This window comes from Mesorhizobium sp. B3-1-6, assembly GCF_006439555.1.
Lineage (GTDB): Bacteria > Pseudomonadota > Alphaproteobacteria > Rhizobiales > Rhizobiaceae > Mesorhizobium.
Window position 1 is genome coordinate 103,798 of the sequence record NZ_VFTM01000017.1, and the last position, 19,340, is coordinate 123,137.

Annotated in this window: 21 protein-coding genes and 1 pseudogene; 17 read left to right on the forward strand and 5 right to left on the reverse strand. The window is 64.4% G+C overall.

What is annotated here, in order from left to right:
• Nucleotides 1-43: 43 nt before the first annotated feature.
• Nucleotides 44-2,047, forward strand: coding sequence for an amidase (locus FJ414_RS16850; RefSeq protein WP_140645489.1), 2,004 nt, complete (start codon nucleotides 44-46; stop codon nucleotides 2,045-2,047).
• Between the two features lie 93 nt (nucleotides 2,048-2,140).
• A complete protein-coding gene (locus FJ414_RS16855; protein WP_140645490.1) occupies nucleotides 2,141-2,971 on the forward strand; it encodes a hypothetical protein in 831 nt (276 codons plus the stop codon).
• A gap of 77 nt (nucleotides 2,972-3,048) precedes the next feature.
• On the opposite strand, the pseudogene FJ414_RS16860 reads toward FJ414_RS16855, so the two are convergent.
• Nucleotides 3,049-3,309 (reverse strand): annotated as a pseudogene (locus tag FJ414_RS16860) (MFS transporter); the annotation flags it as partial.
• 103 nt (nucleotides 3,310-3,412) lie between these two features.
• On the opposite strand from FJ414_RS16860, the gene FJ414_RS16865 reads away from it, so the two are divergent.
• From FJ414_RS16865 to FJ414_RS31500, 4 genes are all read left to right on the forward strand, one after another.
• Complete coding sequence (locus tag FJ414_RS16865; RefSeq protein WP_140645491.1) at nucleotides 3,413-3,964, forward strand: isochorismatase family protein; 552 nt, start codon at nucleotides 3,413-3,415, stop codon at nucleotides 3,962-3,964.
• Between the two features lie 103 nt (nucleotides 3,965-4,067).
• Entirely contained in the window at nucleotides 4,068-4,523 is a 456-nt protein-coding gene (locus FJ414_RS16870) for a GFA family protein (protein ID WP_140645492.1), read from the forward strand.
• Nucleotides 4,524-5,002: 479 nt separating this feature from the next.
• Nucleotides 5,003-6,211, forward strand: coding sequence for an amidohydrolase family protein (locus FJ414_RS16875; RefSeq protein ID WP_140645493.1), 1,209 nt, complete (start codon nucleotides 5,003-5,005; stop codon nucleotides 6,209-6,211).
• A 438-nt stretch (nucleotides 6,212-6,649) separates the two neighbouring features.
• On the forward strand, nucleotides 6,650-6,808 hold the full coding sequence (locus tag FJ414_RS31500; RefSeq protein ID WP_181167012.1) for a hypothetical protein: 159 nt from the start codon (nucleotides 6,650-6,652) through the stop codon (nucleotides 6,806-6,808).
• Between the two features lie 41 nt (nucleotides 6,809-6,849).
• Here the strand turns inward: FJ414_RS31500 and FJ414_RS16885 are convergent, their stop codons facing one another.
• Complete coding sequence (locus tag FJ414_RS16885) at nucleotides 6,850-7,590, reverse strand: sulfotransferase family protein (protein WP_140645495.1); 741 nt, start codon at nucleotides 7,588-7,590, stop codon at nucleotides 6,850-6,852.
• 272 nt (nucleotides 7,591-7,862) lie between these two features.
• On the opposite strand from FJ414_RS16885, the gene FJ414_RS16890 reads away from it, so the two are divergent.
• Nucleotides 7,863-9,032 carry a PLP-dependent aminotransferase family protein gene (locus tag FJ414_RS16890; protein WP_181181640.1) on the forward strand — a complete coding sequence of 390 codons (1,170 nt, stop codon included), beginning with the start codon at nucleotides 7,863-7,865 and terminating at the stop codon, nucleotides 9,030-9,032.
• A 265-nt stretch (nucleotides 9,033-9,297) separates the two neighbouring features.
• Nucleotides 9,298-9,846, forward strand: a complete 549-nt coding sequence (locus FJ414_RS16895) for a YbhB/YbcL family Raf kinase inhibitor-like protein (protein WP_181181634.1) — start codon at nucleotides 9,298-9,300, stop codon at nucleotides 9,844-9,846.
• Nucleotides 9,847-9,877: 31 nt separating this feature from the next.
• Here FJ414_RS16895 and yghU read toward each other — a convergent pair whose 3' ends face one another.
• Nucleotides 9,878-10,747, reverse strand: a complete 870-nt coding sequence (yghU, locus tag FJ414_RS16900; RefSeq protein WP_140645498.1) for a glutathione-dependent disulfide-bond oxidoreductase — start codon at nucleotides 10,745-10,747, stop codon at nucleotides 9,878-9,880.
• A 343-nt stretch (nucleotides 10,748-11,090) separates the two neighbouring features.
• Between yghU and FJ414_RS16905 the strand changes: the two genes are divergently transcribed.
• Complete coding sequence (locus FJ414_RS16905) at nucleotides 11,091-11,993, forward strand: S1C family serine protease (RefSeq protein WP_140645499.1); 903 nt, start codon at nucleotides 11,091-11,093, stop codon at nucleotides 11,991-11,993.
• A gap of 8 nt (nucleotides 11,994-12,001) precedes the next feature.
• Nucleotides 12,002-12,943 (forward strand): LysR family transcriptional regulator, encoded by a 942-nt coding sequence (locus FJ414_RS16910; protein ID WP_140645500.1) that lies wholly within the window; start codon nucleotides 12,002-12,004, stop codon nucleotides 12,941-12,943.
• Here the strand turns inward: FJ414_RS16910 and FJ414_RS16915 are convergent.
• Entirely contained in the window at nucleotides 12,894-13,622 is a 729-nt protein-coding gene (locus FJ414_RS16915) for an SDR family oxidoreductase (protein ID WP_140645501.1), read from the reverse strand. The two genes, FJ414_RS16910 and FJ414_RS16915, sit on opposite strands and share 50 nt — an antisense overlap.
• 327 nt (nucleotides 13,623-13,949) lie before the next feature.
• Here FJ414_RS16915 and FJ414_RS16920 point away from each other — a divergent pair, with 327 nt between their 5' ends.
• The 4 genes from FJ414_RS16920 (at nucleotide 13,950) to FJ414_RS16935 (ending at nucleotide 17,024) form a co-directional block, all read left to right on the forward strand.
• The gene (locus tag FJ414_RS16920; protein WP_210239671.1) at nucleotides 13,950-14,765 is read left to right on the forward strand and encodes a basic amino acid ABC transporter substrate-binding protein; all 816 of its coding nucleotides are present in this window, start codon (nucleotides 13,950-13,952) and stop codon (nucleotides 14,763-14,765) included.
• Nucleotides 14,766-14,894: 129 nt separating this feature from the next.
• Entirely contained in the window at nucleotides 14,895-15,563 is a 669-nt protein-coding gene (locus tag FJ414_RS16925) for an amino acid ABC transporter permease (RefSeq protein ID WP_140645502.1), read from the forward strand.
• Nucleotides 15,550-16,272 carry an amino acid ABC transporter ATP-binding protein gene (locus FJ414_RS16930; RefSeq protein WP_140645503.1) on the forward strand — a complete coding sequence of 241 codons (723 nt, stop codon included), beginning with the start codon at nucleotides 15,550-15,552 and terminating at the stop codon, nucleotides 16,270-16,272. The genes FJ414_RS16925 and FJ414_RS16930 overlap by 14 nt, the downstream gene beginning before the upstream one ends.
• Nucleotides 16,273-16,421: 149 nt before the next feature.
• Nucleotides 16,422-17,024, forward strand: a complete 603-nt coding sequence (locus FJ414_RS16935) for a YdeI/OmpD-associated family protein (protein WP_140645504.1) — start codon at nucleotides 16,422-16,424, stop codon at nucleotides 17,022-17,024.
• Between the two features lie 115 nt (nucleotides 17,025-17,139).
• On the opposite strand, the gene FJ414_RS16940 is transcribed toward FJ414_RS16935, so the two are convergent.
• Complete coding sequence (locus tag FJ414_RS16940; protein ID WP_140645505.1) at nucleotides 17,140-17,451, reverse strand: hypothetical protein; 312 nt, start codon at nucleotides 17,449-17,451, stop codon at nucleotides 17,140-17,142.
• Between the two features lie 365 nt (nucleotides 17,452-17,816).
• Here FJ414_RS16940 and FJ414_RS16945 point away from each other — a divergent pair, with 365 nt between their 5' ends.
• The 3 genes from FJ414_RS16945 (at nucleotide 17,817) to FJ414_RS16955 (ending at nucleotide 19,309) form a co-directional block, all read left to right on the forward strand.
• Entirely contained in the window at nucleotides 17,817-18,524 is a 708-nt protein-coding gene (locus FJ414_RS16945) for an SDR family NAD(P)-dependent oxidoreductase (RefSeq protein WP_140645506.1), read from the forward strand.
• Nucleotides 18,525-18,596: 72 nt separating this feature from the next.
• The gene (locus FJ414_RS16950) at nucleotides 18,597-18,893 is read left to right on the forward strand and encodes a type II toxin-antitoxin system HigB family toxin (protein ID WP_140645507.1); all 297 of its coding nucleotides are present in this window, start codon (nucleotides 18,597-18,599) and stop codon (nucleotides 18,891-18,893) included.
• Nucleotides 18,893-19,309 carry an XRE family transcriptional regulator gene (locus tag FJ414_RS16955; RefSeq protein WP_140645508.1) on the forward strand — a complete coding sequence of 139 codons (417 nt, stop codon included), beginning with the start codon at nucleotides 18,893-18,895 and terminating at the stop codon, nucleotides 19,307-19,309. Before FJ414_RS16950 ends, FJ414_RS16955 begins: the two co-directional genes overlap by 1 nt.
• Nucleotides 19,310-19,340 lie beyond the last annotated feature (31 nt).

Consider the following 19,340-nt stretch of genomic DNA (forward strand, 5'->3'; position numbering starts at 1 on the left):
CTAGGTGGATAGACAAACCTACCAGTCAGCGTCCCGTCCCATCATGCTCAACCTCCACCTCGTCGAAGCCTCGATCGCCGACCTGCGCAGCGGGCTGGAAGACGGCACCGTCACCAGCGTCGAGCTGGTCGGTGCCTATCTCAACCGCATTGCGCATTACGACCGCCACGGCATCGCGCTGAACGCGGTCCCTATCCTCAATCCGAACATGTTCGAGGAGGCGGAAGCTTCGGACCGCCGCCGCCGAGAGGGCAAAGCCCTCGGCCCGCTCGACGGCATCCCTTACACCGCCAAGGACAGCTACAAGGCCAAGGGCCTGACGGTCGCCGCCGGCTCGCCCGCCTTCCAGCATCTCGTTGCCGGCGAGGACGCCTTCACCATCGCCAGGCTGCGCGCCGCCGGCGCGGTATTGATCGGCCTCACCAACATGCCGCCGATGGCCAATGGCGGCATGCAGCGCGGCGTCTATGGCCGCGCCGAGAGTCCGTACAACAAGGACTTCCTCACCGCCGCTTTCGCTTCCGGCTCGTCCAACGGCTCGGGCACGGCGACCGCCGCGTCCTTCGCCGCCTTCGGCCTCGGCGAAGAAACCTGGTCGTCCGGTCGCGCGCCCGCTTCCAACAACGCGCTGGTGGCCTCCACGCCATCGCGCGGCGTGATTTCGGTGCGCGGCAACTGGCCCTTGGTGCCGACCATGGATGTGGTGGTGCCGCACACGCGGACCATTCCCGACATGCTGGAGCTGCTCGACGTGATCGTCGCCGACGATGCCGAGACGCGCGGCGATTTCTGGCGCGTGCAGCCCTGGGTGGCGATCCCGAAAACGTCGGCGCTGCGGCCGGCGAGCTACGCCGCGCTTCCGCTGCAAGGCGCGCTGAAGGGCAAACGCCTCGGCGTGCCGAAAATGTATATCGGCAAGGATGATGGCGCCGACCGGCCGATCGAGACGCGCGCCTCGGTGCTGGAGCTTTGGCGTCAGGCGGCGCGCGATCTCGAAGCGCTCGGTGCTGAAGTGGTCGAGGTCGATTTCCCCGTCGTCTCCAACTACGAGCGCGATCGTCCGGGCGTGCTGTCGATGGTCGACCGTGGCCTTGTGCCGGCTGAATTCGCCGAGCGCGAGATCTGGGACCTGTCCATCTGGTCCTGGGACGATTTCCTGCGCGCCAATGCCGATCCCGCGATCCCCGATCTTGCTTCGGTCGACGGCGCAAAGATCTTTCCGCAGCCGCCGGGCACCTTGCGCGACCGTTATGGCGAGGTCGATTTCGATCTGGCGCAGTATGTCGAGCGGGCGAAGCAGGGCGTGGCGCCGCTCGAGGGCATTCCCACCATCGAGGCCGGATTGAAAGGCCTGGAGACAACGCGCCGTATCGATTTCGAGGAGTGGCTCGATGCCAACCGCCTCGACGCCGTGGTGCTGCCGGCGGTCGCCGATGTCGGTCCGGCCGATGCCGACGCCGACGAGGCTTCCGCACGGCTTGCCTGGCGCAACGGCACCTGGGTCGCCAACGGCAATCTCGTGTGGCGCCATCTCGGCATCCCGACGGTGACGGTGCCGATGGGAACGATGGCCGATATCGGCATGCCGGTCGGCCTCACCTTCGCCGGCAAGGCTTATGACGACGTGGCATTGCTGACCATCGCCGGCGACTATGAGCGGGCCACCAGACGCCGCACCGTTCCGCCGCGCACGCCGGCGCTGGCCGGCGATGTGTTCGAAGGCAGGGGAGCGGCTGCCGGCGATGCGCCGCTCACGCTGGCGCTGACCGCCGAGACGACGCGCTCCGGCGACACCGACGAGATCGCGATCGTGTTGGACGTCGGCGCGGACGAGCCGGCCGCGGTCAAGGTTCACGTCAATGGCGAGCCTGTCGTCATGCGGGCGGAGGGCAACCGCCAGACCGGTCGGGTGGTCGTGCCGGCATCGACGCATCAGGGCTTCCACAGCGTCTGGCGCGGCGCCTATGGCTCGATCGTCACGGCCATCGCGCGCCTGCCCGACGGGCACTGTAAGGGAACCTTCACGATCACTGGCGGGATCGGGTGACAGGCCACCACCGATCTGGCAGAGTGACCTTAAGAGGCCGGGCTGGTCCGTTGTGTTTACTGCTCGGAGGGGGATTTGTACGCTGGCGGCTCAGTGCGATTGCATGCCGGAGTTCGGTTCAGGCTGATCCGCATCGTCGTGGCATTGGCGGGACTTGCCGTGGTGCTCGACGGCTGCGCCAACCCCAAGGTCATCGAAAGCGCCGTGCCCCAGGCTGCCACGCCGAAGGCCGCAACACCGAAGCCTGCCAAAGTGGCCGTCGCCTCGCCGGCCGCCTCACCAGCGGTGGCGCCCGTTGTCGCGTCCCGGCCGTCCTGCACCGACCAGTGGAAATCCCACGGGCATACCACCCAGCCGGAGGCGCAGGCTTTCGCGAAAAATTGCCTCGCGGGGCAGGGCGCGCTGACAAAAATGGTCGATCATAAGACCGTGACGCGCAAGCTGACCTACCTGATCGATGCCGAAAAGCCGCTGAGCGGTCTCGAGCCTTCCGACATAGGGGTTTTCTGCCCCGGCTATCTGCGCCAGGACCGCGGCGGCCGCGCTGTGTTCTGGCGTACGCTGCTTGCCGACCTGGTCAGCGCGGAATCCGTCAACAGCAGCTCCGCCGCCTATTGGGAAGAGGACCAGGACCAGTATTCGATCGGCTTGCTGCAATTGTCGCTTTCGGACGAGCAGAGATACCATTGCGGCTTCAAGTCGGAGGTCGACATCACCGATCCCGACCGCAACCTTGCCTGCGGCGTCAAGATCGTGACGATGCTGGTCGGCGCCGACGGTGCGCTCGGCGGTGGCCAGGGCACGGAAATGAAGGGCATCGGCGCCTACTGGCAGAATTTGCGCCGGCCTTCCGAAATGCGCGGCAAGCTGATCGCCGCCACCCGCGCGATTCCGCAATGCGTGGCCGACCCGAGGAATGCCTAGGCGGATAGCAGGACGATTGGCGGCACAGGCTGGCGAGGCGCGTTATTTCCCCCTCGAGGGAGGAGAAAGATGCGGCGCTACTCCAGCCAGTCCACCACTAGCGCCATCACACCGAACACCGCGGCGGCCGCGCACACCGCGTTCCAGCCGCCCCAGGCCCAGGCAATGCCGGCAAGCAGCGAGCCGATTGCGCCGCCGATGAAGAAGATGCCGACGAATAGCCCGTTGATGCGGCCACGTGCCTTCGGCTGCAAAAGATTGACGGCACGGCGGCCCAGCGTCTGGTCGCCGACGACGCCGACGTCGAGCAGCACCGCGCTTACCCCCATCAGCACCAACGGCAGCCATGCGCCACCGGCCTCGACGGCCCCGGCCGCGGATGGTGCGTTTCGGCGCTGTCTTGTTCTTGACCCATCCCCCACCCACGCTATCTTCGCCGCCATGCCAGAGACCGCCCCCTCCGCCGCTGCGCCGCTGATCGTCATCGATCTGCAGACCAACATGTTCGACGGCCGTTTCGAGCCGCCGATCCACGACGCCGACACGATCGCCGAGCGCGCCCGCAGGCTGATCGACTGGGCGCGGCGTTCCGGCCGCAAGGTGGCGTTCATCCGCCATGACGGGCCGGAGGGCGACCCGCTGGCGCCGGGCGCTTCCGGCTGGCCGGTATGGCCGCTGCTCGGCCAGGCCGCCGACGAACCGACCTTCGGCAAAAGCGTCGGCAACGCCTTCTCCAACCCCGACCTCGCCGAATGGGTGGCGGGGCAGGGTGCTGACGACGTCGTGCTCCTTGGTGCCCAGACCGATTTCTGCGTCGCCGCTACCGTGAAGGGAGCCTTCGCCGAGGGGCTTGGGGTCACCGTGGTCTCCGACGCGCATTCGACGCTGGATTCACTGAAGGAGAAGGCGCCCGATATCATCGCTCGCCACAACGAGGCCTTCGAGGGGCAGGGCGCGCGGATGACGACCACGGCGGAGCTGGTTGGGAGTTGAGCGCTTTCTTCCTTCTCCCCTTGTGGAGCACCCCTATCCGTCGCCTTCGGCGACACCTTCTCCCGCAAGGGGAGAAGGAATAACCCAACCCAAGGAGCCTATCTTGCCCACCCTCGATCTTCCCGCCGAAGGCGGCTGCCGCTGCGGCCGCGTGCGCCTGAAGATTTCGGCAAAGCCGCTGCTCACCATGGCCTGCCATTGCACCGGCTGCCAGTCGATGTCGTCCAGCGCCTATTCGCTGAGCGCGGCAATCCCCTCGGAAGGTTTCGAGGTGACCAAGGGCGAGCCGGTGGTCGGCGGCCTGCATGGCGCATCGAAACACTATTTCTGCGGCTATTGCATGACCTGGATGTTCACCCGACCGGAAGGGATCGACTGGTTCGTCAACCTGCGCCCGACCATGCTCGACGAGCATGCCTGGTTCGCGCCCTTCATCGAGACCTGGACCAGTGAGAAATTGCCCTGGGCGACGACATCGGCCGCGCACAGCTACCAAGCGCTGCCGTCCTTCGAGGAATATGAGCCGCTGGTCGCCGAATACGCCGGCACGCAAGGCTGACCAAAAGCGGGGCCGATCAAAAAAGCGGCGACCTAGGGCAAGGTCGCCGTTGCCATTTCCGTTCATGGTCGACGCGGCCGTTGGGGGCGCATTGTTGGGGATGTGCTTGGGCGTCCGCGTCGACCACGGCGGCCTCATACCGCAGACTGCACCATGGCACATTTGCCGCCCGCTGAAACTTCCGCGAAAACGGTATATGGCGGCTCTTCCCTTCTCCCCTTTGTTTGGGAGAAGGTGGCCGAGCGAAGCTCGGACGGACGAGGAGTGTTCCAGCTTGGCGATATCGCTTGCTCAGCCGTGGCCGTGCGGCCCTCACCGGCGCCTCATTCCTTCCAGCAACCGTCTCGGCGCTGCGCGCCGATCCGCCTTCTCCCACAAGGGGGCCCGCAAGGGGGAGAAGGCGAAGGCGAAACACTTTCTCCCTCGATCCGCATTGACCTGGTCCGCCCGGCCGGCGACGACTGAGGCTTTCCTTTTCAATGGATTGCATCGTGGACCAGACTCATTTTCTCAACGCCAGGCTTGCCGACGGCACGGTCGCCGACCTCGCCGTCGCCGGCGGCCGTTTCAGCGCCATCGTGCCTGCAGCCAATGCGACGACGCCGCCGGCTGGCGCCATCGATCTCGCCGGCCAGCTCGTGCTGCCGGCTTTCGTCGAGGGTCATATCCATCTCGACACCTCCTTCTATGGCGATGCCTGGCGCCCGCACATTCCCTGCACCAATGGTTTTGACGTGCGCGAGCGGGTCGCCTTCCAGATGCGCAATCTCGAGCAGGCCGCGCCGATGGAAGAGCGCGCGAAAAGCCAGCTCGAGCTCTGCGTCGGCAATGGCAGCCTTACCATGCGCAGCCATGTCATGGTCGACGCCGCGGTCGGGCTGAAGCATGTCGAGACGATCCTTGGCGTGCGGGAGAAATACCGCGACTTGATCGACATCCAGCTCGTCGCCTTCCCGCAGAGCGGCATTCTGTCCTCGCCAGGCACCGCGGAGCTGCTCGACGAGGCGCTCAAGCTCGGCTGCGACCTGATCGGCGGGCTCGACCCGGCAAGCTTCGACCGCGATGTGAAAGGCCATCTCGATGTCGTCTTCGGCCTTGCCGAAAAGCACGGCGCCGGCGTCGACATCCACCTGCATGACCGCGGCACGCTTGGCCTGTTCGAGATCGAGGAGATCGTCGCCCGGACCGCGGCACTGGGCATGCAGGGAAAAGTCGCCGTCAGTCACGCCTACGGGCTGGGCGACATCTTCGCCGATGCGTTGGCCGGAGCCGGCGAGCGGATCGCCGCCGCCGGCGTCGCCATCATGACCAACGCGCCCGGCGATCATCCTTTCCCGCCGGTGGCGGCGCTGCGCAAAGCGGGCGTCACGGTCTTCGCCGGCTCCGACAACATCCGCGATTCCTGGTGGCCCTATGGCGATGGCGACATGCTCAACCGCGCCAACATGATCGGCTACCGCTCCGGCTTCTACGAGGACCGGGAACTGGAAGCCGCTTTCGACGTGGTGAGCCATGCCGGCGCCAAGGTGCTCGGGCTCGAGGGCTACGGCATCGCCGTCGCCGCCAAAGCGGATTTCGTCGCGCTGAAGGCAGAGCATGTCCCGGAAGCGGTGGTCGCGGTGTCGAGGGATCGCACGGTCTATCGCGCGGGCAGGGCAGTGGCGCGAGGCGGGAAGGTGGCGGCGTAGGACGTCGCCTCCTGGAAGGCGGGCCTTCGCTTGACAACGTCTATTCGGATGCCGCACCCTTCCGTGCAGCTTGGGGACTTGGCCATGAAGAAAGAATATTCAAAGCCGGCGCTCGTCCGTAAAGGCCGGCTCTCAGCGCGGACCGCGCAGCAGACCGGATCGGATGCGCAGGCGCCGGAGTAACGCGCGCCCTCCCTCTCGGCTGAATGTATCGGCGATAAGACCAAGCGTCCGACATTGCAGGCACGCAGTTCGGCGACTGGCGCGCCGCCGCATGGTCGATCCCACAAATTAGTTTGCATGCATATGTTTCAAGCCCCTCCGGTTTCGTGAAGCATTTCACCGTTCGCGCGCAATCCACCGGTTACAGACGCATCGCAAAAGCGGCACCGGGAAGAGGCGGCACCGGTTTTCCGCCGCTGATCTATGGAGGTTTCCATGTTCAAAAGTCTTAACCGAATCCGCGCCGCCTTCGAGCAGGCCAGCAAGCGCCGCCGCACGACGCGTCAGCTGAACGAACTGCCGGCGGAGGTCCAAAAGGACATTGGCTGGCCGGAACAGTCGAACCACCTCGACGAGATCCGGTTGCCGTTCTGATCGCGGCCGCCTGCGGGCACTGGCAGACGGATCGGGGGTTGCTATCCCAGCCACCACCATAAACCGCCGACCGCCAGCGCGATCAGGACCGCAACGCCGGCAAGCATCAGATAGGATCCCATGATCATCTCGTTGATGATCTTCTTGATGCTGGCGCGGTCGTTGAGATTGGGGAAGGGCTCGTTGGGCAGCGCGACCCCGAGGAAATCGCAGAGCGGCGCCCAGCCGTCGCTGACCTTGAACACCAAAAGCTTCTCCGGCGGCACCGCCGCCTTCACCTCGTCGATATAGGAATTGTAGCGCGCCACCGCCTTATCGCGGTCGTTCATCACGCCCTTCAGCGTTCGGCCCCAGATCAGCTTGCGCGACATATCGCCGAACTTGCGGCCGAAGGGTGTGAGCCATTCCAGCACTTTGAATTGCCAGACGTTCTCGGTGAAGTAGATCGTGTCGATTGTGCTGTCATACCAGGCTTCGCCTCCGCGCGGATGCAGTGTCAACAGCACTTTAGCGTCGGGATAAGCGGCCATCAGCTCACGCCACACGCAGCAGCCCGGATTGTCGACGGTCGCCCGGTAGTTGGAAAAGACCCGGTTCCAGTCATGCTGGCTGCCCGGCGGGCTGTTCGCCACCTTACGCCAGAAGTCGAGGTGGCCCTTGTTGGCCTTGTTGATGATGACTTCCTGCATGTGGTAGCTCGGAAAGCCCAGTCGGTTCAGCGCGGCGAAAGTCGACCACGTGCCGGTGCGGCCGAAACCGGCCCCGATGACTTCGAGTGTCATGCGCGTCCCCCCCTTGGTCCGGATTGATTTTCTCTCGGCTTCCGGTTCTTTGGTCGTGATGGTGCGCCCGGCCGGCCGATCGCGCAATGGCTTTCCATTGGCGTCGCACAAATTTTGTGGACCAAAGGTCGCCTGGACGATGCGCCATGGTCGTTTTGTGTATTCACGCGAAAGGCGCGGCCTGATAATAGGTCAACCAAGCTGACCTAAATAAGCACTGCGGGAGGTGCGCCTTGACCCTGTTGAACCTTCTGGCCTCGCGCTCCTCGCGCATGAAGGCTTCGGAAATCCGCGAGCTGTTGAAGCTGCTCGACCAGCCGGACATCATCTCCTTCGCCGGCGGCATTCCCGACCCGTCGCTGTTTCCGGCCGAAGCCATCGCCGATGCCTATCAGGCGGTGCTGGGCGGCAAGGAGGCGGGGGCCGCGCTGCAGTACCAGGTCAGCGAAGGTTTCCTGCCGCTGCGCAAATGGCTGGCCGGTGAAATGGGCAAGCTCGGTGTCCCGTGCGACGAGGGCAACATCTTCATCACCTCCGGCTCACAGCAGGGGCTCGACTATCTCGGCAAGCTGTTCCTGTCGCCCGGCGACACGGCGCTTGTTACCTGGCCGACCTATCTCGGCGCGCTGCAGGCCTTCAACGCCTACGAGCCGCGCTACGACCGGCTCAACCCGGCCGGCGGCAACATGACGCCGCAGGCTTACCGCACCGCGGCGGCGGCTAATGGCGGCAAGGTGAAGTTCGCCTATCTGGTGCCGGATTTCGCCAACCCGACCGGCGAGACGCTGGACGCCAAGCAGCGTGAGGCGGTGCTCGACCTCGCCGGCGAGCTCGACATCGCCGTCATCGAGGACGCGGCCTACCGCGCGCTGCGCTATGACGGCGAAGGCGTGCCGCCGATCCTGGCGCTCGACTGCGCGCGCTCGGGGGGCATCGAGAAGGCGCGTACGCTCTTCTGCGGCTCCTTCTCGAAAGTCATGTCGCCCGGCATGCGTGTCGGCTGGGTCTGCGCGCCGCGCCATGTCGTGGAAAAGCTGGTGCTGATGAAGCAGGCGTCCGACCTGCACAGCCCCTCGATCAACCAGATCGTCATGCACCGGGTCGCCGAGACCATCTTCGATGCCCAAGTGGACAAGCTGATCGGCGCCTACCGCAAGCGCCGGGACGCGCTGCTTTCGGCGCTGGAAGCCAACATGCCCGACGGTATTTCCTGGAGCCGCCCGGACGGCGGCATGTTCGTCTGGCTGACGCTGCCGGATGGCGCTGACGCCACCGAACTTTTGGCGCGCTCGGTCAAGGAGGCGCGCGTCGCCTTCGTGCCGGGCAACGCCTTCTACGCCGACGGCACCGGCCGCAACACGCTGCGCATGTCGTTCACCCTTGCCGACGACCGCGCGGTGAACGAAGGCGTGCCGAGACTGGCGAAGCTGCTGCGGGGGTAAGCCGGCTATCACCTCATTCTCGCGCAGGCGTGATTGGTAGTGCGCAGCTGTGATTGTCCGCGCGACCGATTCCTCGGCTAGTGTCGCGACCGATCCAACACCCCCTGGATCGACCCGACCTTGGGGTCCCACCTCCATGGTCCGAACGAAGAGCCCCGACGGCCTCCACCGGCGGGGCTTTTTTGTTGTCCAGGCAGGCGGTCGCGGCAGTTCGCCCTTTTTCGGGCCGCTTTTCCGCTACGCTGCGTTTTCCAGGGAGGATCAAATGACAACCTTGCGTCTCGGCTTCACCATGCTTGTCCTTGTCGCCTCCGCCGGCCATGCGGCGGCCTTCGAGATCTCCAGCCCGTCGGTTTCGGACGGCAAATGGGACGCGAAATATCTCGGCGACAAGCCCGGCTGCGGTGGGCAAAGCATCTCGATCGCCCTTGCCTGGAAGGATCCGCCCGCCGGCACCAAGAGTTACGCGCTGACCATGTTCGACACCGACGCCAATGGCGGCAAGGGTTTCTGGCACTGGCTGGCCTGGAACATCCCGGCGAGCGCCAAGGGTCTGAAAGAAGGCGCCGGCGCGCAGGGCGGCAAGCGCATGCCCAAGGGGGCGGTGCTCGGCAAGGGCGGCGTCGGCCGCGCCGGCTATTTCGGCCCATGCCCGCCGCCGGGCAGCGGCCAGCATCACTATGTCTTCACGCTCTATGCGCTGGGCGAAAAGACGCTGCGTACGCCGGACAATCCGTTACCGGACATGGTCTCGGTCGCCGCCAAGAGCTCCGCGCTCGGCGTGGCGAGTGTGACGTATACATTCGGCAGGTAGCCGATCTCCCCTCGAGAGGGGAGATTAACCCTTACTCCGCCGCCTCCAGCTTATCCTGCGTCTTCGTCTCGAAGTCGCTGGCGTCATGGCGCTCGCGCAGCTGGAAGGCCGGATCGCCGGACATGCGGTTGACCATGCGGCCGCGGCTTACCGCCGGCCTGGCGTCGATCGCGTCGGCCCAGCGCTGCACGTTCTTGTATTCATGCACCGAGAGGAACTGCGCGGCGTCGTTGTAGCTGCGGCCCTTGGCCAGCCCGCCATACCAGGGCCACACCGCCATGTCGGCGATGGTGTAGTCCGGGCCGGCAAGATACTCGCTCTCGGCCAGCCGGCGGTCGAGCACGTCCATCTGCCGCTTGGTCTCCATGGCGAAGCGGTCGATGGCATATTCGATCTTGTGCGGCGCATAGGCGTAGAAATGGCCGAAGCCGCCGCCGAGATAGGGCGCCGAGCCCATCTGCCAGAACAGCCACGAGAAGGTCTCTGCCCGCGCCGCGCGCTCGGTCGGCAGGAACGCGCCGAATTTTTCGGCGAGATAGGTGAGGATCGAGCCGGATTCGAACACGCGCACCGGCTTCGGCTCGCTGCGGTCCATCAGCGCCGGGATCTTCGAGTTCGGGTTGACCCCGACGAACCCGCTGCCGAACTGGTCGCCGTCGCCGATCTTGATCAGCCAGGCATCATACTCTGCGCCCTTGTGGCCGAGCGCCAGCAACTCCTCCAGCATGATCGTAACCTTCTGGCCATTGGGCGTGGCCAGTGAATAGAGCTGCAGCGGGTGCTTGCCGACCGGCAGTTCCTTCTCATGCGTCGGGCCCGCGATCGGCCGGTTGATCGAGGCGAACTGACCACCATTGGGCTTGTTCCAGGTCCAGACTTTCGGTGGGGTGTATTCGTCCATGTTGGCGGCCCTGTGTTTCAAGCGGCGGGAAGTCCGTCGCGGATGCCGTTAGACTTAGGTGCGGTTCCGCGCGCGTCAAAGAAAAAAGTTCAATCTTCGTTGAACTAGCGCTTGTGCCAGTGCCTTCCCTTCTCCCCTTGTGAAGAAGTTGGATCGGCGCGCGGCGCCGAGACGGGTGAGGGGTGTTCCAGCGGAGGGTGGCGTCTGTGCTCTCTGGAGCCCCCTCATCAGTCGCCTTCGGCGAAACCCTCTCCCACAAGGGGGCAAGGGGGAAATCCGCCCTTGCGCCGCGCTCCTTCGGCCATACTTATAAGCAGAGACCCCCGCAATCCAGGATGGATCGATGACCATCGAGAAAATTTCGCGCTCCGTCGTTGCCGTGCGCGCCACGGTGCCGGACGACGCTTTCACCGCCAATGCGCTGGGCACGCGCCGCGAAGGCAGCGGCGTGGTGATCCGCGACAATGGCCTGGTGCTCACCATCGGCTATCTCATCACCGAGGCCGAGGAGGTGTGGCTGACCGACCAGGACGGCCGCGTGGTCGCCGCGCACGCGCTTGCCTATGACCAGGAAACCGGCTTCGGCCTTGTTCAGGCGCTGTCGCCGCTCAACCTTCCGGCTGTGCAGTTCGGCAATGCCAGGAAGACCAATATCGGCGATGCCGTGACGCTCGCCGACGGCATCGGCCAGCAGGTCGACGCTCACATCGTCACCAAGCAGGAATTCGCCGGCTACTGGGAGTATCTGATCGACGAGGCGATCTTCATTGCGCCCGCCCACCCATCCTGGGGCGGGGCCGCGCTGTTCGATCGCGACGGCAAGCTGCTCGGCGTCGGATCGCTGCGCCTGCAGATGAGCCGCGCCGGCGAGGTGGCCGACATCAACATGGTCGTGCCGATCGATCTTCTGACGCCGATTCTGGACGATCTCATCAAGCGCGGCCAGGCGGCCAAGGCGCCGCGTCCGTGGCTTGGCGCCTTCTCGGCCGAGTCGAACGGCATGGTGGTGGTGATGAGCGTGGCCGAAGGTGGCCCGGCCGCCCAGGCCGGCCTGCGCCAGGGCGATATCATCTCCGACGTGCGCGACGGCGAAGTCGACGGTCTGGCCGATTTCTACAGAAAACTCTGGCAGAACCCGGCCGGCGCGGAGATTCCGCTGCGCGTCGTGCGCGACGGTCGCGAGACCTGGCTGCGCGTCAAATCCGCCGACCGCAATTCCTTCCTGAAGAAACCGCAGTTGCAGTAGAAGCGCCGATGCATCCCCGGCTGCTGAGGTCCTTTCTGGCGGTCGCGCGAACGCGCAACGTCACGCGCGCGGCGCGGGAGCTCCATCTCGCCCAGTCGAGCGTCAGCGACCAGATCCAGGCGCTGGAGGCCGAGCTTGGCGCCAGCCTCTTCACCCGTTCGCGACAGGGGCTGGAACTGACGCCGGCGGGCGAAACGCTGAAACCCTATGCCGAGGACCTGCTGGCGCTTGCCGACGACGCCCGCGCCGCCATCGATGCCACCAGCGCCGAGGCGGCCGGCAGCCTGTCGATCGGCGCGCTGGAGACGATCGCCGCGGCAAGGCTGGCGCCATGGCTTGCTGGTTTCCGCGCCGACCATCCCGGCATCGATATCAAGCTCCGGATCGCCGGCAGCGGCGAGTTGCTGCGCCGGCTGGGTGACGGCGAGATCGACGTCGCTTTCTGCTTCGAGCGACCCGATGCTGGTGAGCCGGACCGGCGCCTTGCCAGACGCGCCGTTGCGGTCGAGCCGCTGGCGCTGATCGCGCCTCCCGGCGACAACCGTGCGGATGTCGATCTGGCGGCGCTGGCCGAAAAGCCTTTCGTCGCCACCGAGACCGGCTGCGTCTACCGCGCCATGGTCGACAAGGCGTTTGCCGAGGCAGGTCTTGGCAAGCCAAGGCTGGCCGCCGAAGCCGGCAGCATCGACGCCATAGCCGGGCTGGTGGCGGCCGGCGCCGGCTTTGGCCTTGTGCCGCGGCTGGCTGTCGTCGCCGCGATCGATCGCGGCGAGGTGGCCGAGCTCGCCTGGCCCGGCTCGGTCCGCTCGGCGGACGTGGTGATGATCTGGCGCCGCCGCCGCGTCCAGCCGCCGGCGTTGAAAGCGTTGCTGACCGCTCTAGGGGAGGGCTTCGTCCCGGTCAAACCAGGCGGTGCCCGCCCTCGACATGCAGCGTCTCTCCCGTCGTAAAGCCATTGCCGATCAGGAAGCGGATTGCGTCGGCGATGTCGTCGGGCCTTCCGACCCGCCCCACGGGCAATCGCTCCGCCATGGCGGCCAGCGTCTGCGCCTTCCCGTCGCCCGCGACAAACTCCCATATCGGCGTATCGACCCAGCCGGGCGACACGGCGTTGACGCGGATCGGCGCGAGTTCCAAAGCCAGCGCTCTTACCAGCCCTTCCAGCGCCGCGTTGACGGCTGCGACCACCGAGCCGCGAGCCGCCGGCCGATAGGCCGCGATGCCGGAGACGAAGGTGAGCGAACCGGTCGGCGGCAGCTTCGGCGCGCCATGCTTGGCGAGCAGCAGCGGCCCGTAAAATTTGCTTTCGACCACCCGCTGCGCGGCCGAAAGCTCGATCTCCGGCAACAGCCGGTAGGCGCCTTCGATGGCGGCGGCGGTGCTGACGATATGGTCGAGCCTGCCGATGCGCTCGAAAAGCGCTGCGACCCCGTCCTCGCGGCTTATATCGACCACGGCTGTCTCGAGCGTGCCCGGCTGGCCGAGTTCTTCCCGCGCCGCGCTCAGCTTCGCCTGCCCGCGCCCGGCGATGATGACGCCGGCGCCTTCCTCGAGACAGCGCTTGGCGAGCGCCAGCCCCATGCCCGAGCTGCCGCCGACGATCAGGATTCTCTGCTTGTCCATGTCCATGCCTTTCTTTTGCCTGGACAGGGTTTGGCAGGCCGCCGCGCGAAGCGGAAACGGAAGAATCCGATGGTGCCATAGGAAGCTCCGATGGCGGGGGGTCGACGCGCTCGCCCCACTTCTACCGCAGGCTCTGGCATAACCGGTCGCGAGACCTGGCCGCGCATGAAATCCGCCGGCCGCGGCTCTTCCTGAGGAACCGCAACTGCGGCAACCTTGACTTGGGCGCGGCCCGATCCAGATGCACGGTACGGGCTCCGAGTTCATGCATTGCGCACCACTCCTGATCGTCGACGCCTTCAGCAGACGAATGCCCGCCGAAAGGAGATATCTGTGAACAACAAGTCGCTTATCATGCTGGCAACGTCGTTGGTTTCCGGCCTCGTATTTTCATTCGGCGCAACGCCCATGGCGGCCGCGCAGAGCGCGGCAACCAACATCGTGGTCGGTGCCGACACGACCTTCCCGCCATTCGAGACCGAGACGAATGGCGAAGTCACGGGCTTCGACATCGACATGATCAAGGCGATCGCCAAGGCCGAGGACATGACGGTCAGCCTGAAAACACTGCCGTTCAACGGGATCATCCCGAGTCTGCAGGCCGGCTCGATCGACGCCGCAGTTGCCGGAATAACGATCAAGACCAGCCGCATGCAGAACGTCGATTTCAGCGACGCCTATTACAAATCCGGCCTTTCGGTGCTGGTGAAGAAAGACTCCGGCATCAAGGGCTTCGACGATCTCAAGGGCCACGTGGTCGCGACCAAGAAGGCAACCTCGTCGGTCGACTACCTGACCGGTCATGGCTTCGCGCCGGATTATGTGAAGCAGTTCCAGAGCATCGATGCAGCCTATCAGGCGCTCGAAACCGGCGGGGCCGACGCGGTCATCTTCGACAATCCTGTCAACGTCAACTTCAAGGCCGGCCACGACAACGTCGAGACCGTGGGCCCGCTGCTGACTGGCGAATATTACGGCATCGCCATCAGCAAGCAAAAGCCGGAGCTTGTCGGGAAGATCAATGCCGGCCTCGCCAAGATCAAGCAGAGCGGCGAATACCAGAAGCTTTTCGAGAAATATTTCGGAGGCGATACCAGTGGTGTCGTCAACGAGGTTCAGAAACCGGCTTCCGTCGCGATTTCGGGCTGAGGCCGTTCGGATCATCCAAACGGCAGATCCCTTCAGCGTTCTCTCCGGCAAGTCGACACGCATGGCGCCAGCCGTGCCATGCGTGTCTTCTGACGAAGCGGGCGGGAATAGCGATCCAAGGCACGGTTCATGGGCCCCATCTGGCAAAACCTACCCGTCATCCTCGATGGCCTGCGGCTTACCATCCAGTATTCGATCGTCGCCATCATCCTGATGGTGGTGATCGGCCTGTGCGCGGCGCTGATGCGCCTGTCGACTGTTGCGCCGCTGCGCTGGATCGCCACCGGCTATGTCGAGATCTTCCGGTCCACGCCGCTGCTGGTGCAACTCTTCTTCATCGTGCTTGGATTGCCTGCGATCCTGCCCGTCAACCAGTGGTTCGGACAGCTGACTTATCCCATTCTCGCCGCCGCGTTCACGCTCAGCCTGAACGAGGGCGCCTATGTCACCGAGATCATCCGCGCGGGCATTCTCGGCGTCGACCGGGGCCAGAAGGAGGCGGCGCAGTCAATCGCCATGAACGGCTTTCAGACGATGCGCTATATTGTTCTGCCCCAGGCGTTCAAGCGGATGATCCCGCCGCTGGTCAACCAGGCTGCCCAGACGATCAAGGATACCTCGCTGCTGGCGCCGGTCGGCATCGCCGAGCTGGTCTACAAGGGCGAGATCGTGATTGCCGAGACCTTTGCGTCCTTTGCGATCTGGGGGCTGATTGCCGCCCTCTATTTCGTCCTCATCTTCTCGCTGTCGAAGTTCTCGTCCTACCTGGAGAGGAGGCTTCAAGTTGATAAACGTTAAGGACCTTCACAAGTCCTTTGGCCACAACGAGATCCTCAAGGGGATAACCACTCATGTGGAGGAAAAGGAGGTCGTCGTCGTCATCGGTCCCTCGGGAAGCGGCAAGAGCACTTTTCTGCGCTGCCTGAACGGCTTGGAGGCGGCAACCAGCGGCGAGATCGAAATCGCCGGCATGATGTTGACCGACCCGAAGACAAACATCCACCAACTACGTCAGCATGTCGGCATGGTGTTTCAGCAGTTCAACCTGTTCAAGCACCTGACCATTCTGGAGAATGTCACGATCGGGCCGCGCAAGGTCAAGAAGATCCCGACCGAGGAGGCCAACAGGGTCGCGCGCGAATTGCTGGCCAAGGTCGGTCTCGTCGGCAAGGAAGCGAATTATCCAGACGAACTGTCCGGCGGCCAGCAGCAGCGCGTGGCAATCGCGCGCTCGCTGGCGATGGGACCGAACGTCATGCTCTTCGACGAGCCGACCTCCGCGCTCGATCCCGAAATGGTGGGCGAGGTGCTTCAGGTCATGAAGACCCTCGCCGTTGAGGGCATGACGATGGTCGTGGTCACCCATGAGATGGGTTTTGCCCGGGAGGTCGGGCACCGTGTGATCTTCATGGATGACGGCATGATCGTCGAGGAGGGAGCGCCGAAAGCGCTTTTCTCGGATCCGCAGAGGAACCGCACAAAGAGCTTTCTGGCGAAAATCCTGTAGCCTTCGACCCGGCGGTCGTCGCTTCAATTCGCAAATGAGGAGCCCGTCGGATCAAGCCGTTTGGCGCCTACTGACAGAAACTGGCACCAACCGTCGCTACAACCGCTGCGGAATCGCCCACACTGGTGGCGACGAAAGACGAGGTGGCGATGGCCCCGATAAAGGTCGACCCGGACAAGGTGCGCGAGTTCCCCGATGCCGACAGCTTCCATGCCTGGCTGGCCGACAACCACGCCGGCGAAAGCGAGGTCTGGATCAAGGTCCATAAGGTCGGGTCGGGGCTGGCGTCGATCACGCCGAAGGAGGCGATCGACGTCGCGCTTTGCTTCGGCTGGATCGACGCGGTGCGCAAGTCGCTCGACGACAAGAGTTTCCTGCAGCGCTACACGCCGCGCGGCAGGAAGAGCATCTGGAGCAAGATCAACATCGACAATGTCGCGCGCCTGATCGAGGCGGGCCGCATGACCAGCCACGGCTTGCGCGAGGTCGAGGCTGCCAAGGCCGACGGCCGCTGGGACCGCGCCTATGGCGGATCGAAGGAGATGACCATACCGCCCGACTTGCAGGCCGCGATCGATGCCGAGCCGAAGGCAAGGGCAATGCTGGAGAAGCTTTCGGCGCAGAACCGGTTCGCGCTCGCTTTTCGCACCCACAACATGAAGACCGAGGCGGGCCGCAAGAAGAAGATCGCCGATCTGGTGGCGATGCTGAAGCGCGGCGAGACGATCCACCCGCAGAAGAAGAAGCCGTAGACGCAAACAAAAACGCCGCCCGGAAGGAGGGCGGCGTTTTCGGGAAGCGATGATCCTGAACCCTTTGCAAGCGGTCCGGGATCATCCGGTCATGAAGTTCGAACCGCGTCAGGCCTTATGCGGCCTTCTTCGCAACATGCTTCTTCACATGGTGCTTGCGCACGTGATGCTTCTTGGCGTGATGCTTCGAGTGCTTCTTCACGTGATGATGCTTGCGGGCATGACGGCGGTGATGCTTGCGATGATGCTTCTTGTGCTCGGCCTTGGCGGCGGGCTTGGCCGTCTCGGTGGTCGCGGCCGAAGCAGTCGTCGTGGTCGTGGTCGCGGTGGTCGTCGCGGCGGCGTTGGCTTCGGTGGTGCCCAGCGCCGGCACCGCGAAAGCGAGCGCGACGGCAAGGCCGAGTGCGGAAAGAACGGTCTTTTTCATAATCGGCATTCCTTGGTTAAGAACAATGTCCTGTGTCGCGCGCCGCAAATCATCGGCTGCTCCGGTGCCGCTTATGGCAGGCGCTCTTTTCGCGAGTTTTTCCCGACTGTTGAATCTTGTTTCTGGATTGTGTCCGGCGCGTCCTCGCCCTCGTGCATTGGGCAAAGGTGACCGCGTAGCGACCCGCGAGGGTGCGCTTTCAGATGCGATAGCATTCCTCGGCGGTGGTAAAATATTGCGGGGGTTCGGAATTGCCCGTCATTCATGAACTGAATCGCATAATGATTGCGAACTCTTCACTCTAATCAATCGGTGCGATCGATGCGATCTTGCTGTCGACACGCACAACCGAAGGAGCGGAAGCAATGACCGGCAGCACAGATCATTCCGGCAAGGTGGCGCTCGTCACCGGCGGCAATCGGGGCATCGGCCTGGAAACGGCGCACCAACTCGCCGAACTCGGCTTCACCGTGCTGATCGGCGCGCGCGATCTTGCCAAGGGCGAGGCGGCGGCGAAGCGGCTTGGCGGCAAGGTCGAAGCCATCGCGCTGGATGTCGCCGCGCCCGAGGCGGCAGCGCGCGCCGCGGCCGAGGTCGAGCGCCGCTTCGGCCGGCTCGACGTTTTGGTCAACAACGCCGCCATCCATTACGACCCTTCGGCGCGCGCGCTCAAGCCCGACTGGACGGTGATCCGCGAGGCCTTCGAGACCAATGTCTTCGGCGCCTGGCGCGTCGCTGCCGCCTTCGCGCCGCTGCTCGGTGCCTCCGGCCATGGCCGGCTGGTCAACGTCTCGTCGGAAGGCGGCTCGCTCGCTTCCATGTGCGCCGGCGCCCCGGCCTATTCGACCAGCAAGGCGACGCTCAACGCGCTGACCCGCATCCTGGCCGCGGAGCTGCGCGGCGCCGGCGTGCTGGTCAACTCGATCTGCCCCGGCTGGGTCGCGACCGACATGGGCGGTCCCGGCGGACGCCCGGTGGCGCAGGGAGCGGCCGGGATTGTCTGGACCGCGACCTTGCCCGACGACGGCCCGACCGGCGGCTTTTTTCGCGACGGCAAGCCGCTGCCGTGGTGAGCGGGCGTCGATGAGATGGATATTTCCCAATTTGGGTAAGTACCCTTTGTTCCCAGTTTGGGAAATGGCTATATGCAAATCGTCAGCAGGAAAACGCTCGTCACCTTCTGGACGAAGCATCCGCAATCCAGAATGCCGCTGACGGCCTGGTTCAATGCATCGAGCAAGGTCGACTGGAAGGGACCGGCTGACGTCAAGGAACAGTTCGGCGCAAATGTCGATTTCGTAGCTGATAACCGTCCGGTGTTCGACATTGCGGGCAATAAGTACCGGCTGATTGTGCATGTAAGCTACACGTTCAAGAGAGTGCTGATCAAATTCGTCGGCACTCACGTCGAGTACGACAAGATAGACGCGGAGAAGGTGTGATGGACAACATCCGACCCATTAAGACCGAAGCCGATTACGATTGGGCGATTGCGGAGATCACTCGCTATTTTGACAAGGAGCCCGTTCCCGGCACGCCTGACGCCGATCGTTTCGATGTTCTTGCTGAACTTATCGAAGCATACGAGACAAAACACTACCCTATCGCGGAAACCGACCCGGTGGACGCGATCACTGCTCATATGGAGATGGCCAATCTCAGCAGGCAAGCGCTGATAAAGCTGCTCGGGTCGGCGTCGCGTGCATCTGAGATTCTAGCCCGCAAGCGAGCGCTGACGATGGACATGGCTTTCAAGCTCAATCGTGAATGGCATATCCCTGCAGAGGTCCTGATCGTCCCTTACCACTTGGCCGATCAGGGCAACACAAAGGACAGAAAAGCCGCCGCTCGCGCTTGACCGTCCCGGGGCGCCTCATCACCATACGACC

What these genes read in the sequence shown, in the direction of transcription:
- FJ414_RS16850 (WP_140645489.1), top strand. Translation starts at nt 44, where the DNA reads ATGCTCAACCTCCACCTCGTCGAAGCCTCGATCGCCGACCTGCGCAGC.
- FJ414_RS16865 (WP_140645491.1), top strand. Translation starts at nt 3,413, where the DNA reads ATGCCAGAGACCGCCCCCTCCGCCGCTGCGCCGCTGATCGTCATCGAT.
- FJ414_RS16875 (WP_140645493.1), top strand. Translation starts at nt 5,003, where the DNA reads ATGGATTGCATCGTGGACCAGACTCATTTTCTCAACGCCAGGCTTGCC.
- FJ414_RS31500 (WP_181167012.1), top strand. Translation starts at nt 6,650, where the DNA reads ATGTTCAAAAGTCTTAACCGAATCCGCGCCGCCTTCGAGCAGGCCAGC.
- FJ414_RS16885 (WP_140645495.1), bottom strand. Translation starts at nt 7,590, where the DNA reads ATGACACTCGAAGTCATCGGGGCCGGTTTCGGCCGCACCGGCACGTGG.
- FJ414_RS16890 (WP_181181640.1), top strand. Translation starts at nt 7,863, where the DNA reads ATGAAGGCTTCGGAAATCCGCGAGCTGTTGAAGCTGCTCGACCAGCCG.
- FJ414_RS16895 (WP_181181634.1), top strand. Translation starts at nt 9,298, where the DNA reads ATGACAACCTTGCGTCTCGGCTTCACCATGCTTGTCCTTGTCGCCTCC.
- yghU (WP_140645498.1), bottom strand. Translation starts at nt 10,747, where the DNA reads ATGGACGAATACACCCCACCGAAAGTCTGGACCTGGAACAAGCCCAAT.
- FJ414_RS16905 (WP_140645499.1), top strand. Translation starts at nt 11,091, where the DNA reads ATGACCATCGAGAAAATTTCGCGCTCCGTCGTTGCCGTGCGCGCCACG.
- FJ414_RS16910 (WP_140645500.1), top strand. Translation starts at nt 12,002, where the DNA reads ATGCATCCCCGGCTGCTGAGGTCCTTTCTGGCGGTCGCGCGAACGCGC.
- FJ414_RS16915 (WP_140645501.1), bottom strand. Translation starts at nt 13,622, where the DNA reads ATGGACATGGACAAGCAGAGAATCCTGATCGTCGGCGGCAGCTCGGGC.
- FJ414_RS16925 (WP_140645502.1), top strand. Translation starts at nt 14,895, where the DNA reads ATGGGCCCCATCTGGCAAAACCTACCCGTCATCCTCGATGGCCTGCGG.
- FJ414_RS16935 (WP_140645504.1), top strand. Translation starts at nt 16,422, where the DNA reads ATGGCCCCGATAAAGGTCGACCCGGACAAGGTGCGCGAGTTCCCCGAT.
- FJ414_RS16940 (WP_140645505.1), bottom strand. Translation starts at nt 17,451, where the DNA reads ATGAAAAAGACCGTTCTTTCCGCACTCGGCCTTGCCGTCGCGCTCGCT.
- FJ414_RS16945 (WP_140645506.1), top strand. Translation starts at nt 17,817, where the DNA reads ATGACCGGCAGCACAGATCATTCCGGCAAGGTGGCGCTCGTCACCGGC.
- FJ414_RS16950 (WP_140645507.1), top strand. Translation starts at nt 18,597, where the DNA reads ATGCAAATCGTCAGCAGGAAAACGCTCGTCACCTTCTGGACGAAGCAT.
- FJ414_RS16955 (WP_140645508.1), top strand. Translation starts at nt 18,893, where the DNA reads ATGGACAACATCCGACCCATTAAGACCGAAGCCGATTACGATTGGGCG.